The sequence below is a fragment of the Rhizobium sp. Leaf453 genome (assembly GCF_001425605.1).
GTDB lineage: Bacteria > Pseudomonadota > Alphaproteobacteria > Rhizobiales > Rhizobiaceae > Pararhizobium.
Genome location: NZ_LMRG01000001.1, coordinates 608,232 through 622,272 on the forward strand (window position 1 = coordinate 608,232; position 14,041 = coordinate 622,272).

14 protein-coding genes are annotated in these 14,041 nt (G+C 60.6%); 7 read left to right on the forward strand and 7 right to left on the reverse strand.

Features of this window, described 5'->3' with window-relative positions; translation table 11 throughout:
• Positions 1-11 precede the first annotated feature (11 nt).
• Positions 12-1,199, reverse strand: a complete 1,188-nt coding sequence (locus tag ASG68_RS02945) for an acetyl-CoA C-acyltransferase (protein ID WP_062583274.1) — start codon at positions 1,197-1,199, stop codon at positions 12-14.
• 21 nt (positions 1,200-1,220) lie between these two features.
• The gene (locus ASG68_RS02950; RefSeq protein WP_062583272.1) at positions 1,221-1,988 is read right to left on the reverse strand and encodes a 3-hydroxyacyl-CoA dehydrogenase; all 768 of its coding nucleotides are present in this window, start codon (positions 1,986-1,988) and stop codon (positions 1,221-1,223) included.
• A 195-nt stretch (positions 1,989-2,183) separates the two neighbouring features.
• Between ASG68_RS02950 and ASG68_RS02955 the strand changes: the two genes are divergently transcribed.
• Complete coding sequence (locus ASG68_RS02955; protein WP_244484079.1) at positions 2,184-3,215, forward strand: AraC family transcriptional regulator; 1,032 nt, start codon at positions 2,184-2,186, stop codon at positions 3,213-3,215.
• Between the two features lie 179 nt (positions 3,216-3,394).
• Positions 3,395-5,239 carry a diguanylate cyclase gene (locus ASG68_RS02960; RefSeq protein ID WP_274534201.1) on the forward strand — a complete coding sequence of 615 codons (1,845 nt, stop codon included), beginning with the start codon at positions 3,395-3,397 and terminating at the stop codon, positions 5,237-5,239.
• Between the two features lie 20 nt (positions 5,240-5,259).
• Here the strand turns inward: ASG68_RS02960 and ASG68_RS02965 are convergent, their stop codons facing one another.
• A complete protein-coding gene (locus ASG68_RS02965; protein WP_162243569.1) occupies positions 5,260-6,915 on the reverse strand; it encodes a sensor histidine kinase in 1,656 nt (551 codons plus the stop codon).
• A 326-nt stretch (positions 6,916-7,241) separates the two neighbouring features.
• Here ASG68_RS02965 and ASG68_RS02970 point away from each other — a divergent pair, with 326 nt between their 5' ends.
• The gene (locus ASG68_RS02970; protein WP_062583266.1) at positions 7,242-7,514 is read left to right on the forward strand and encodes a DUF982 domain-containing protein; all 273 of its coding nucleotides are present in this window, start codon (positions 7,242-7,244) and stop codon (positions 7,512-7,514) included.
• A gap of 11 nt (positions 7,515-7,525) precedes the next feature.
• Here the strand turns inward: ASG68_RS02970 and ASG68_RS02975 are convergent, their stop codons facing one another.
• On the reverse strand, positions 7,526-7,897 hold the full coding sequence (locus ASG68_RS02975) for a hypothetical protein (RefSeq protein ID WP_062583264.1): 372 nt from the start codon (positions 7,895-7,897) through the stop codon (positions 7,526-7,528).
• A gap of 74 nt (positions 7,898-7,971) precedes the next feature.
• Entirely contained in the window at positions 7,972-8,298 is a 327-nt protein-coding gene (locus ASG68_RS02980; protein ID WP_062583262.1) for a hypothetical protein, read from the reverse strand.
• Between the two features lie 235 nt (positions 8,299-8,533).
• On the opposite strand from ASG68_RS02980, the gene ASG68_RS02985 reads away from it, so the two are divergent.
• From ASG68_RS02985 to ASG68_RS03000, 4 genes are all read left to right on the forward strand, one after another.
• A complete protein-coding gene (locus ASG68_RS02985; protein ID WP_062583260.1) occupies positions 8,534-9,439 on the forward strand; it encodes a dihydrodipicolinate synthase family protein in 906 nt (301 codons plus the stop codon).
• A gap of 2 nt (positions 9,440-9,441) precedes the next feature.
• Entirely contained in the window at positions 9,442-10,941 is a 1,500-nt protein-coding gene (locus tag ASG68_RS02990) for an aldehyde dehydrogenase (protein WP_062583258.1), read from the forward strand.
• Positions 10,938-12,284 (forward strand): NAD(P)/FAD-dependent oxidoreductase, encoded by a 1,347-nt coding sequence (locus ASG68_RS02995; protein ID WP_062583256.1) that lies wholly within the window; start codon positions 10,938-10,940, stop codon positions 12,282-12,284. Before ASG68_RS02990 ends, ASG68_RS02995 begins: the two co-directional genes overlap by 4 nt.
• 159 nt (positions 12,285-12,443) lie before the next feature.
• Positions 12,444-12,668 carry a hypothetical protein gene (locus ASG68_RS03000; protein WP_062583253.1) on the forward strand — a complete coding sequence of 75 codons (225 nt, stop codon included), beginning with the start codon at positions 12,444-12,446 and terminating at the stop codon, positions 12,666-12,668.
• A 69-nt stretch (positions 12,669-12,737) separates the two neighbouring features.
• Here the strand turns inward: ASG68_RS03000 and ASG68_RS03005 are convergent, their stop codons facing one another.
• Complete coding sequence (locus ASG68_RS03005; protein ID WP_244484081.1) at positions 12,738-13,187, reverse strand: NUDIX hydrolase; 450 nt, start codon at positions 13,185-13,187, stop codon at positions 12,738-12,740.
• A 314-nt stretch (positions 13,188-13,501) separates the two neighbouring features.
• Positions 13,502-13,966, reverse strand: coding sequence for a hypothetical protein (locus tag ASG68_RS03010; RefSeq protein ID WP_062583249.1), 465 nt, complete (start codon positions 13,964-13,966; stop codon positions 13,502-13,504).
• Positions 13,967-14,041 lie beyond the last annotated feature (75 nt).

Here is a 14,041-nt window from a genome sequence, read left to right on the forward strand (position 1 = left end):
GCCGCCTCTCCCTAATGCCGCTCGACGGCGATGGCCGTCGCCTCGCCGCCGCCGATGCAGAGCGAGGCCATGCCGCGCTTCAGATCATAGCGCTCCAGGGCCGCCAGCAATGTGACGATGACGCGGGCGCCGGAGGCCCCGATGGGGTGGCCGAGCGCGCAGGCACCGCCGTGAACATTGACCTTGTCGTGCGGCAGGTCGAGATCCCGCATCGCTGCCATGGCGACAACGGCGAAGGCCTCGTTGATCTCGAACAGGTCGACATCCCTCAAATCCCAACCCGTGCGTTCGCTGAGCTTCGTCAGGGCGCCGATCGGAGCCGTGGCGAACAGATTGGGCGCCTGCGCATGGGTCGCATGGCCGGCGATGGTTGCGAGTGGCTTCAAACCCCGGCGATCCGCTTCGGAGCGGCGCATCAGCACGAGTGCAGCCGCGCCGTCCGAAATCGATGAGGCATTCGCCGCTGTGACGGTGCCGTTTTCGCGGAATGCGGGTTTCAAGGTCGGGATCTTTTCGAGGCGGGCCTTGCCGGGCTGTTCGTCCTGACTGACAGTCTGCTCGGTGCGACCATTTCTGACGGTCACCGGCGTGATTTCGGCATCAAACAATCCGTCTTCGATCGCCTTCTTGGCCCGGGTCAGCGAGGTCACGGCAAAATCATCCTGGGCAGGGCGCGTGAACTGGTAGGCCTCGGCACAATCCTCGGCGAAGGTTCCCATCAGCCGCCCCTTGTCATAGGCATCCTCCAGTCCGTCCAGGAACATATGGTCAATCACACGGCCATGACCGAGCCGATAACCGCCGCGGGCGCGATCGAGCAGATAGGGCGCGTTGCTCATGCTCTCCATGCCGCCGGCAACGGCGATGGTGGCGCTGCCGGCAAGGATCAGGTCATGCGCCAGCATCGCCGCCTTCATGCCGGACCCGCACATCTTGTTGACGGTGGTGGCGCCAACGCCGAAGGGCAAGCCGGCGCCAATCGCCGCTTGCCGCGCCGGGGCCTGCCCCTGCCCCGCCGGCAGGACGCAGCCGAACACGATCTCCTCGACCACATCCGGGGCAACACCGCTGCGCTCCAGCGCGGCGCGAATGGCGGCGGATCCGAGTTCCGGCGCGGTGGCACCTTGCAGGTCACCCTGGAAGCCGCCCATGGCGGTGCGGGCCGAACCGACGATGACGATGGGATCATGCACTGTCATTGAAAAACTCCCATATCGGCCTCAGCGCGGCGCCATGCGCAACGCGCCGTCCAGCCGGATGACTTCGCCATTCAGCATGCTGTTCTCACAGATATGGCGCACCAGTGCGGCAAATTCATCGGGTCGGCCGAGACGCGGCGGAAACGGTACGCTCTTTCCAAGCGCATCCTGCACTTCCTGCGGCATGCCCGCCATCATCGGCGTCTGGAAAATGCCCGGGGCGATGGAGACGACGCGAATACCGAAGCGCGCAAGCTCCCGAGCGATCGGCAATGTCATGGAGACAACGCCGCCCTTGGAAGCCGCATAGGCCGCCTGCCCGACCTGCCCGTCGAAGGCCGCTACTGACGCGGTGTTGATGATCACGCCACGCTCACCGCCGCTGTCCGGCTCTTGCTTCTCAATGGCCGCCGCCGCCAGCCGGATCATGTTGAACGTGCCGACAAGATTGATGCCGACCGCACGGGCGAAGCTTTCGAGACGATGCGGCCCGTCGCGCCCCAGAACCTTCTCGCCCGGCGCGATGCCGGCACAGTTGACCAAGCCGTTTAGCTGCCCGAACGTTGCCAAAGCCATATCGACTGCCGCCTGACCATCGGCCTCGCTGGTCACGTCGGTCCGGATGAAACGAGCACTTTGTCCAAGGCTTGTGGCAACGCTGTTCCCCGCCTCGATATTCACATCGGCGACAACGACGCAAGCGCCTGCCTCGATCAGCATACGGGCAACGGCGGCACCAAGACCAGAACCGCCACCGGTGACAACAAAAACTTTCCCGGAAATCATCATGGCACGATTGTCCTGCCACCGCGGACCTGAGCCGACGTTCGATCCATCCTGCAGCCCTCCCGTGCCACGTCCGATCGCTGGTGCAAGCCGCTTCGGCCACACCGTCTTGCAGAACTCTACGCTGACGCGCTATTGCAAGCGATGACAGAAGTGTCCTTCATTTTCGGCCACTTTTACCACACTGGAACAGGCCCGATGACCGACCCCGACCGGCGCATGATCTCCCCCTCCTTCGTGGAGGAAGCCCTCGACAGCCTGCGAAGGAAGGGCAAGCCGACGGAACCGTTGCTGGCGGCGCTCGGTCTGCCGCCGGTCGTCGACAAACCTATTTCCGCCGAAACATATGGTGCCCTCTGGCTTGCCGTTGCTGCCAAACTGGATGATGAATTCTTCGGCATGGGCGGGCGGCCGATGCGGCGGGGCAGCTTCACCCTGCTCTGCCACTGCGTGCTCCATGCTGGGACGCTTGAACAGGCGCTGCGGCGGGCGCTGCGCTTTTTGAACATTCTGTTGGAAGATCCGCGTGGAGAACTGCATATCCGCGACGGGTTGGCTGAGATCGTGCTGACAGACGAGAGCGCTGCACGCTCCGCCTTTGCCTACCGCACTTACTGGATTCTGCTGCATGGCATCACGTGCTGGCTGGTCGGACGGCGCATCCCGATCCGTAAGGTCGATTTCCGCTGTGCGGAACCACGACAGGGGGCCGATTATCGCCTGTTCTTCGGCGCGCCCGTCCAGTTCGGGCAGTCCGTCAGCCTGCTCGCCTTCGACCGCACCGTGCTGAAGCTGCCGATCGTGCGCAGCGAGCAGGCTTTGAAGCAATTCCTACGCGGCGCGCCGGCCAATATTCTGGTGCGCTATCGCTACGACGCCGGTCTGGCCGCCGGTGTTCGAAAACGCTTGCGCCAGACACCGCCGTCTTCCTGGTCCGGCTTCGCTGACCTCGCCGCGCAAATGCGCATGTCGCCTTCCACACTCCGCCACCGGCTGCATGGCGAAGGGCAGAGCTATGCGGGGATCAAGGATGAAATCCGACGCGATCTTGCGATCGACATGCTTCTTCGCAGCGATCGCAGCGTCGGCGAAATCGCCGTGCAGCTTGGCTTCTCCGAGCCCAGCGCTTTCCACCGCGCCTTTCGCAAATGGACGTCAAAAAGCCCCGCCGCGTTTCGACAGGACGCTGCCGTGAGCGGACTGAAAAGCAGAAGCGTTATTCAAATCTAAAACAATAACGCGTATCGGAATTAACGAAAGCTCATCGTTCGGGCAAAAGCCCAAAGGCGAGGTCGGCACAAGTTCGTTTCAATAGACCATATGCAAGATGTCGGGGAAGTATTGCAGTGATTGTTTGGCAAGTCCTCATTGGAAACTTCACATGCATTGCCGCAATCATCTCGCTGTGGATGCATCTGCAATATAAATTCTACCGCCTGTCGAGGACACAACTGAAAATTGGATTTGGCGTGACACTGGGACTGTGCGCCATCGCCTCCATGCTGCTGTCTGTTGAAATCGTGCCCGGCGTCTATGTCGACTTGCGCACCTCGGTCATCCTGACCTCTGCCGTCTTCGGCGGACCACTGTCCATTGCAATCACAATGCCGATGGCCGTTGCCTTTCGCGCGCTCATGGGTGGCGCTGGCGCCGTGCAGGGTGTGGTCACGATCTTCGGCATGTCCATGCTTGGCCTGGCCGTTCATTATGCCGTGGGCCGGCGTCCCTTCGGACCAATGGGCATCCTTGCAATGGCAGGAAGCGCCGGCCTTGTTTCCACTGCACTGATGGTAATCTCGCCGATGCTGTCGATCCCCGGAGGCTTCCGGAACATCGGCGTTCCTATTGTACTTCTGAACGTCCTCGCCACGGCCGCCATTGCCTGCATCATCACCTATTTCCATCGCTTCACATTGGAGCGCGATATCCTGAGGGCCGCGCTCACCCAGGCTCCGGACTTTCACTACGTCAAGAACCTGAACAGCGAATTTGTCGTCACCAACCGGAACGTGGCGCGCTACAACGGCCGCCAGAAGTCGTCGGAAATGGTCGGCCTCACGGATTTCGACATCACCGATGCAGAGCATGCGCGGCATCTGTTCGAGGCGGAACAGGATATCATCGCCTCGGGCCAACCTGTGATCGACCAGGAGGAGCAGATCAGGACGCCGAACGGCAAGGAGCGCTGGTTCCTGACATCGAAGGTGGTTTTGAAAAATCGGCACGGCGACACGATCGGCCTTGCCGGCGTTACCCGCGACATCACGCATCACAAGATGCTGGAAGCCCAAGTCCAGGAAAGCCGCGATCTGCTGTCCCAGGCAATGGACGAAATGTCGGATGGGCTCGCGATGTTCGACTCTGCCGGATATCTTGTCTTCTGCAATGAACAGTATCGGACCTCGTTTCCACGCTCCGCCTATGCGCGGCGCGAAGGGGCTCATATCAGCGATATTGTCCGCGCCTCGGTGCGCCACACAGAGCGCAAGGATCTGCCGACCGATGTCAGCGAAGAATGGATCCAGAGCGCGGCGAAAAGCCTGCACTCGAACAAGAACGAGGAAATCCCGCTCTTCGATGGCCGCTGGCTCAGCTTGCGCACCCGCATGGCGAAAGACGGATCGGCGCTCGTGGTGGTCTCCGATGTCACCGCGATGAAGCAGTCGGAACAATCGCTGCGGCAGCTTGCGGATCACATGAAGGGCCTGGCGCAAACGGACGCCCTGACGGGGCTCTTCAACCGCCGGACCTTCGATGAGGCCATTGCTTCGGAATGTTCTCGCGCCGTGCGTAGCGGTGCGCCGCTCAGCCTGCTGCTTGTCGATGTTGATCGCTTCAAGGCCTATAATGATACATATGGCCACCCCGCTGGAGATGCTGTCCTCAAAATCGTCAGCCAATGCCTGAAGAAGATCGGCCGCCGCTCGACCGACGTCGTGGCGCGCTACGGTGGCGAGGAGTTCGTCGTGCTGCTTCCCGAGACCGACGGAACGGAAGCATTGGCACTGGCGGAGCAGTTCCGTCTTTCGCTGCAGGAAGAGAATATCCCGCATACATCGAGCGAGTTCGGATTTGTCACGAGCAGCCTTGGCGTTTCGACCATGGGCGGCGGGAGCCCGTTTCTCAACCCAACCGAACTCGTTGCCCGGGCTGACGCAGCACTTTATGGCGCCAAGCGGGACGGACGCAACCGGGTGCACGCTGCGCCTGCTGACACGTGGTTTCCGCAGGCGGCAGGCAGTCAGGAAAATTGATATTCGCGGGTTGAGGGGTTTTATACCACCTTGTCGGCGTCCGCCTTGTCCGTCGCGCGGAACGACAGATGGAACTTGAGACCATCAGTCTCGAATTCGGTTCGATTCTGCGGTTCGAGCGTAGCCGGAAATGCGCTACGGATAAGTTTTGACCCGAAGCCTTCGCCGCCCGGCGTGGTGATTACCGGCCCGCCGCGCTCCTTCCAATCGAATGTGACGCGATCACCATCGAGCGACCATGTCACGTCCAGGCGACCATCCGTCTCGCTCAGCGCCCCGTATTTCAGGGCATTTGTCGCCAGTTCATGCACGACGAGTGACAGTGCGGTCACCGCCTCCGGCTCCAGCAGACAGGGTGGCCCCGAAAGGCTGATGTGACCGCCACGGTCGCCCCCGACGGGCCGAAGCGTCCTGTCGACAACATCGCGGAGTTCCGCAGCCTTCCAGTCATCGGACAGAAGCACATCGTAGGCGCCAGCCAAAGCACCGACCCGACTGGCAAAAACCGTATTTTCCTCCGAGCGGTTTCGGAACGTCTGCCTTGCGATGGCCTGGACGACGGCCATCGTGTTCTTCACCCGATGCGACAGTTCCTTCGCCATCAGCTTGCGCTGCTCCTCGGCCCGATTCGTTTCGCATCGGCGCACTTCAAGCTCATCAAGCAACCCATCGACGGATGCGCCGACCTGACCGAGTTCACCATAGTGGCCTTTCATCCGGGTGCGGGCGTCGGTTTCGCCATCTCTCCATCGCTGAAGCACCGAGACGATGTGATTGATGGGATTGAGGATGAACCGGTTGCCGACAAAGACCGCGGCGAACAAGGCCAAAACCGCCCCGATCACCATCATCACCAGCCCCGTCACGGAGGCACGGTTGATGGGTTCCAGAGCCACGGCTTCCGAAAGGCCGGCGCTGACATAGAGCGGGTTACTCCTGGACACCGGCGTATAGCCCATGATGCGTCTGGTCCCGTCCTGGCTTGTCAGTTCCATCGTGCCGGGTGACTCCGCTGACAGGAGGGGCTGATATTGCGCTGGTATCGTTGTCCCGACGAATTTTTGCGGATCCGGATTGCGCGCCAGGATGACACCCTTGCGATCGGCGATCGTCACGGAACCGCCTATCGGGAGACCACGCTCGAGGATTTGCTCCTCCAGCCACTCGAGCCGCACGCCGGTTGCAAGCACGCCGGTCGTCTTGTTCCCCTGCTTGATTGCCAGCGCCATGGGCAGGATTGGTGCATTCGACACCCGTGCGACGGTATATTCGCCGACGACCAGTTCGTCCGATTTCAAGGCGCGCTGAACATAGTCGCGATCGCCGAAATCCGTTCCGGCATTCCAGCCCATGCTGTCGCAGACAAGCTTGCCGGTTTCATCCAGGACCAGAATGTTGCGAACAGGTTCAAGCTTCGAGGCCACCGATTTGAGGACTTTATTGCAATTGGCAGAATCCCGTTCGGCAATCGAAGGAATGGCGGCGGTCGCGATCAGCAGGCCCTTGATGCCTTCGATGACGCTGCCGATTTCCGAGGCAGCCTGACGCGCCATCTGGGCGGCCTCGCGATGCACTTCTGCATTGCGCTCGGCGCGCGCCGCAATCTCATTGTAGGCGAGCATGCCGATGGCAGGTGTCAGTGCTGTCAACGCGACGGCAACAAGTCGTTTTTTCACGTTCACGTCCCCCGCCGCGACCGGAAATGCCGGACATATCATGACCGTCTTACATGCGTCGATGTCACATGCCAAGTGCAGGAAATCGCAGTGCTTCACCTGTGAAAATCAGTGAATTATGCCGATCCGACAACGGTTTCCCAATAGCGTGTTTGTTTGCAGGACGTACCGGCCGATGTCTGCATGATGATGCCATGCTTCAATTCAGGAACCGGTCCCGAAAACTGCATCAATCGAAATTTCGCCTTCAATATTCATTTTAGCGTTTGTTAAGGAACATAAATCATTGCTCGGAGTTGGATGGTCGCTTTGGGAGGAATATCGAAATGATCATTCAAAAATCAGACCGCTGTGCCGATGTTGTATGGGCTGAACCGGTCATGATCCAACTGAGACAGGGTGAACCGGAAAAGATCAGCGGCCCGCTACAGGCGCTGAACTGTCTGGCGCAAAGGTGGCCGGAAGCGGAGGGCGAACAGTATTGGAAAGCCAAGAAACTCTGCATGGCAGCGCTGGGTGAACGCATACCCTGCGCGGGTGTGCGTGACGCGTTTGTCGCCGCTGCCGCGGAAGCCCATATGTTGGTCACACGGAACTGAAGGAGTCGGGGCTACCGCCTGTCAGACAGATGGAACGTCAGCAATCCGGCGGCAACAGCGGCGATCAGCAGTGCGGCCGCCAAACCGCCTGCCCAAGCGGGACGAGCGGACGGAGGCTGGACGACTTCTCCTGATGGCGATGACGTCGGCGCCAGTTTCGAAATCTCCTGCTTGAGATGCGCGGCATAGGCTGTCAGTCGGCGCAGCTCCCGCCGTTGTGCGGACCACCTATCTGCCTTTTCAGCGAAAGGATCGACATTTGCCGGCGTACCCGCACGCGGTTCGGGATTTCCATCATCCAGCCCGGCAAAATAGTCTTCCAGTTCATGGCCGCCGGCCTTTGCATTCCTCGCACCGATGGATTTGCTACCGCCATGCATCATGATCGTTCCTCCTTCCAGTCGGACAGAAAACGGAAGGCCTCATCCCAGCCAGTTACCGCCTTCCGTTTGCAGCCCTAACCAATGCGCGGGCAGCCTTCACGGTTAGCCAAGCGAAGTGCGGTGAACTCGCCGCGACTTCCAATCCCGTCAACGACGACGGACCGGCGCGTGACGGACTGGATCGCGGGATCGCGCATCCCGAAATAACGGGCAACACGGATCGCCTGCCGCTCGCTGCAACCGCGGCGCCGCTCATCATACCGCCGGTCACCGTCGCGATATTCGAGGCGCGGCCCGTCCCGGTCGATTGAAAGATCAAGCGATTGCGCGAACGACGCCGAAGGCAACGCGGCGAGAACGGCGGTAACCAGCAATGTCCGCTTCAGGAAGGTCCGAACCATATCAACCACCACGCTTTCCGTTACCCAATGTTTGGCAGGAATAATGAACGCGGCTGGACTTTGTTCCAGCCGGGCCTTCTCAACACCGATCCGTCACAAGCGACTGCATAATATTCTTAGTAGACAATATGTATTATATTGCGATATATGGTCGTCATACCGGCCGCGAACCGGAAGCGTGAGCCGAACGCGCGGAACCGTGACTGCCATCAGAGCATAGCCCAAGGAGCAAATGATGAAGTTCGAGGGGATTTACACGCCTGTCATCACCCCGCATCGCGATGACGGTTCGATCGATCGTGATGCATTTGCCAAGGCGATCGAGTACCTCGTCGCATCGGGTGTTCACGGGATCATCAATGGTGGTTCAACCGGTGAATATTACGCGCAGACGATGGACGAGCGGATCGAGCTGACAACGCTTGCCAAGGAGGTGATCGGCGATCGCGTCTCCCTCATCATCGGCACCGGCGCCATCCGTCTGCCCGATTCCATCGTGATGGCCGAAACTGCTGCGAAGATTGGTGCGTCGGCCATCCTCGTCGGCTCGCCACCCTATTCTGTGCCGACCGAGCGCGAAAACGCGCTGAATGCACTCGCCATCGACCGTGCCGCCGACCTGCCGATCATGCTTTACAACTATCCCGGCCGCATGGGCATCAACATGGGCGAAGAATTTCTCGACCGGGTCGGGCGCAGCCGCAACTTCTGCTCGATCAAGGAAAGCTCCGGCGACATCAACCGCGTCCATCTACTCGCCCGCGACTATCCGCATATCCAGATGTCCTGCGGCATGGACGACCAGGCGCTGGAATTCTTCGCCTGGGGCGCCCGCAGTTGGGTTTGCGGCGGCTCGAATTTCCTGCCTGCAGAACATCTCGCGCTCTACAAGGCCTGCGCACTCGACGGCAATTTTGCCAAGGGCCGCCGCATCATGTCGGCTCTGATGCCGCTGATGCGCGTGCTCGAACAGGGCGGCAAGTTCATCCAGTGCATCAAGCACGGCTGCGAGATGGTCGGTCTTCACGCCGGCCCGCCACGGCCGCCCCTCAAGGCACTCAACAAGGACGACAAGCGCCAGCTCGAACAGGTGGTGCGGGTCCTCAAGCAGACGATCGCAGACATTCAGGCGGAGACATGACCATGGGCAATCTGTTGACACATGACGAATACAAGGCGATTGCCGCGAACATCGAATTCCCGACGGAAGCCTTCATCGACGGCAGCTTCCGTCCGGCCATATCCGGCAAGACCTTCGAGACCATCAATCCGGCAACCGGCAAGGTGCTCGCCAAGGTCGCGGCCTGCGGCGCCGAGGATGTCGATTTTGCTGTCCAGAAGGCGCGCGACGCCTTCGAGGATGGCCGCTGGTCGCGCCTGCATCCGGGCGAACGCAAAGAAGCCCTGATCAAGCTTGCGAAGCTGATCAAGCGCAACGCCCATGAACTGGCGGTGCTCGAAAGCCTCGACAGCGGCAAGACCATCTACGACTGCGAAAGCGTCGACGTGCCGGAAACGGTTCATTGCATCAAATGGCATGCCGAACTGATCGACAAGATCTACGACCAGGTCTCGCCCGCCTCCGACAATCACATCGCCATGATCGTGCGCGAACCGGTGGGTGTCGTCGGCCTCGTCCTGCCGTGGAACTTCCCGCTCCTGATGCTGGCCTGGAAGATCGGCCCGGCACTGGCAGCCGGCAATTCGGTCATCGTCAAGCCGGCCAAGGAAACGACGCTGACAGCGCTGCGTGTCGCCGAACTCGCCATGGAAGCCGGCATTCCGGCCGGCGTATTCAACGTGCTGCCCGGCGGCGGCAGCGAAGTCGGCGAACCGCTCGGTCTCCACATGGATGTCGACATGGTGTCGTTCACCGGCTCGACCGCGACCGGCCGGCGCTTCCCGAAATATTCGGCCGATTCCAACCTCAAGGAAGTCACCCTCGAAATGGGCGGCAAGAACCCGGCCGTCGTGCTCGACGATGCCGAGAATATCGACAAGGTGGCGGCGCACATCGTCAACGGCGCCTTCTGGAACATGGGCGAGAACTGCTCGGCATCGTCGCGCCTCATCGTCCAGCGCGGCATCAAGGACGAGCTTCTCAAGCGCGTCATCGCTCATGCCCGCGAATGGCCGATGGGCGATCCGCTCGATCCCGTCAACCGGGTCGGCGCGCTGGTCTCGAAGGTCCATTTCGACAAGGTTTCGTCCTATCTCGAAAAGGGCCAGAAGGTTCTGCTCGGCGGCACGGCCAAGGACGGCTTCGTCGAACCGACGATCATCGATGTCAGCGATCGCAACGCGAAGATCGTGCGCGAGGAAGTCTTCGGCCCGGTGCTGGTGGTCCTGGCGGTCGAGAGCTTCGACGAGGCAATCGCACTTGCCAACGACACGGAATATGGTCTGGCAGCGTCGATCTATACGGCAAACGCCAAGCGCGCCATCCGCGGCGCCCGCGCCATCCGCGCCGGCACGGTGACCGTCAACTCCTTCGGCGAGGGCGACATCTCCACCCCGTTCGGCGGCTACAAGTCCTCCGGCTTCGGCGGCCGCGACAACGGCATCCACGCCCACGACCAGTACACCCGCATCAAGACGATCTGGCTCGATCTCACCGACGACGGCGATGAGGCCGTCGCGTGACCATCCACACGGCTGAAAGACTGCCGGTCCATCGCGGACCGGCAGCGTGGAACGCGATCCTTCCGGCACGGGCGGCGTTCGCGCCGCTCGATGGCGACGTCCTGGCCGACGTCGCCATCGTCGGTGCCGGCTTTGCCGGTCTTTCAGCCGCCCGTCGCCTTCGCCAACTCGATCCCACCCTGCGCATCGCGATACTTGAAGCCGGCACGCTTGCCGAAGGCGCTTCCGGGCGAAACTCCGGCTTCATGATCGACCTGCCGCACGACCTGCAGTCCGACGATTATGCCGGAAAGGGTGTGGCAGCCGACAAGACGATGATCGCGCTCAACCGGTCCGCGATCGCCTTTGCCAAGGGCGCTGTCGATGATTACTCGATCGATTCCGCCTACTTCGACCCGGCGGGAAAGATCAACGGGGCGGCGACCGAGACGGGCCGAAATCTGAATGTCAGCTATGCCAAACACCTCACCGAACTCGGAGAGGCCAACGACATGCTGGATGCGCGGGAGATGCACGCGGTGACCGGCAGCCGCCATTACACGTCCGGCCTTTATACGCCGGGCACAGTCATGCTGCAGCCGGCCGGCTACATCCGCTCGCTCGGCACCGGCCTTCATCGCAATGGCGTCGCAGTTTACGAAAATTCGCCCGTTACCAAACTGGAAAAGACCGGCCCTGATTGGATACTGGCAACGCCAAAAGGCCGGATCACCGCCGGGAAAGTCATCCTCGCCAACAACGGCCATCTCGAAAGCTTCGGCTTCGCCCGCCGGCGGCTGATGCATGTCTTCCTCTATGCCTCGATGACCGTCGAACTGGACCGGAACGCGCGCTCCCGGCTGGGTGGACATCCGCGCTGGGGTATCACGCCATCCGACCCGATGGGGACGACGATGCGCCGAATCGACACCGCCCAGGGCGGCAATCGCATCGTCACCCGCACCTGCGCCAGCTTCCTTCCCGGCATGGTCCCGTCGCAGGCCGCCGTCGAGCGCGCCGCCGGAACCCATCGCCGCAAATTCGCGGACCGGTTCCCGGCCATCGCCGATGTGCCCATGGAATACAGCTGGGCCGGGCATCTCTGCCTGACATGGAACGGCGTGGCGGTGATGCGCGAGCTCGAACCCGGCCTGTTCTCCGCCTGTGCCGACAATGGTCTCGGCACCGTGCGCAGCACGCTAACAGGTATCGGCGCGGCCGACCTTCTGCTCAATCAGCGCTCGGACGTATCCGCCCATTTCCTCGCGGAAGCCGAACCCGAAAAAATCGCCCCCTCCCCCTTCGCCGAAATCGGCGCCAACATCTATTTCCGCTGGAAAGAGTGGAGGGCAAGGGAAGAGTGAAGGTGCTTCCTCCCATTCTCCGGTGAGTTCTGCAGGCACAGATCGTCATGGGCCGTGCAGTCACTGCGCCTTTTTGATGGCAGCACATAGTGAATTGTCGCGATGGACGTCGAATCGGTCCGGAGACACAATCCCGGACATCGAACGAGGAGATGCAGCATGTTTCAGACCATCCGTTTGACCGCATGGCACGACGGCGCGCTCACAGGCCCGTCCCGGCTCGTTGCCCTGCAGGAGTTGAAGGAAACCCTGCTGATGCTGACGGATCGCGATCAGATGCAGGTCGATTTCATCTGCTCGTCGGTCGAGGAAACCGGTGCCTGCCGCCTCGTTGATGAGGAAGACGACAATGTCTTCATTCTGGAGAAGGTTCTTCATTCGTGACGAAATCCGGAAACCGGTCTCGCCTCGAACCCAGGGCGAATGACCGGTAAAGGAATGGCACGCACGGTTCTAATGCACCGGGCATTCCGACTGCTTCAGAAGCCTTGCGAACAGATCGCTCAATTCGGGATGGCCCGCCTCGCGCATGGCCATCTCGACCGGGACCCATTTCGATTTCCGAATCCGGTCTTCCGGGAAATCATCGGAGCGTGAAAGAACGCGCAAAAGATGAACAGTGACATGAAAACGGTTGGGGCTTGTTTCCTTGGCATAGGTAAACGTTCCGAGGGCGTCCTTCTCGATTAGGCCGGAAATGCCGGCCTCCTCGAAGGCTTCGCGTTCTGCGGTTTCTCTGGCCGTCTCGCCGCTTTCGATGTGCCCCTTGGGTATGCCCCATAGCCCAGTCCGCAGGCTTCCAATCAGCAACACTTCCATTTCGCCCGCCTGGATGTTCCTGCGATAGCAGATGGCTCCGGCCTGCCAGTTGAAGGCCGGGGTTTCAGACGAATACAATGCCATGCTCATTTCCGATCGCTGCCGTCGCCTGATTGAACAGCACTACGGTGGGCGATAATCTCCGTCCACACAGCCGTCAGCCTCCACTGGGTTGCCGGCGCACATTAGTCATATAATTGTCATATTCAAGCCCTGCGGTGGAACTTCCAGGGCTTTGCGCAGGCAAACCGGGCGCAGAATCCGGCCTGTCATTTCCGCACGACGCATCATTCAGAATTGAACGCAACCAGCGTGTAACTGAATTTCCTGCGAAAATGGCTCAACGAAAAAGCCCGGCTATGAACCGGGCTTCTTGTCAATCCACGCGGGCTGGCAACTCAGCTTGCGGCCTGCTTATCAGCGGTTTTCTTGCGCGCCGACGCGCCGGACAGGAAAGAATTGATAAGCGACTTCTCTGCCGGGGCCTCGGCGGGCGCCTCCTTGTTCAGCAATCCCTCCACCGCGGTGATGGACTCCGGAACGACGAATTCAGCATGCTCACCGCCTGCGGTCGTCCGGATCACGGTTGCGTCTGCGCGCTGGTAAATGCCGACCACTTGCTTGGCATTGAAATGGATAGCACCTCCATCTTTCCTTCGGGTAAAGGTGATGAAGGTCGCGCCAGCTGCGGAAAGTCGCTTCACGACATCGTCCGCGAGTTCGGAAACCACAAAGCTCGTGTTTTCACCACCTGCCGCTGTTCGGATTACAGTTTTGGCCTGTGCCGAAAAAACGGCAACCACCAGTTCCGCATTGATATAAACTGCGCCTTTACCCTCAGTCCGTGTAAGGTTTGTAAACATCACGCCTCCTATTCGATACGATGGGATAATATTTGCTTGCATTAGTCCAGAGATGACCCACGCTATACGTTCAGA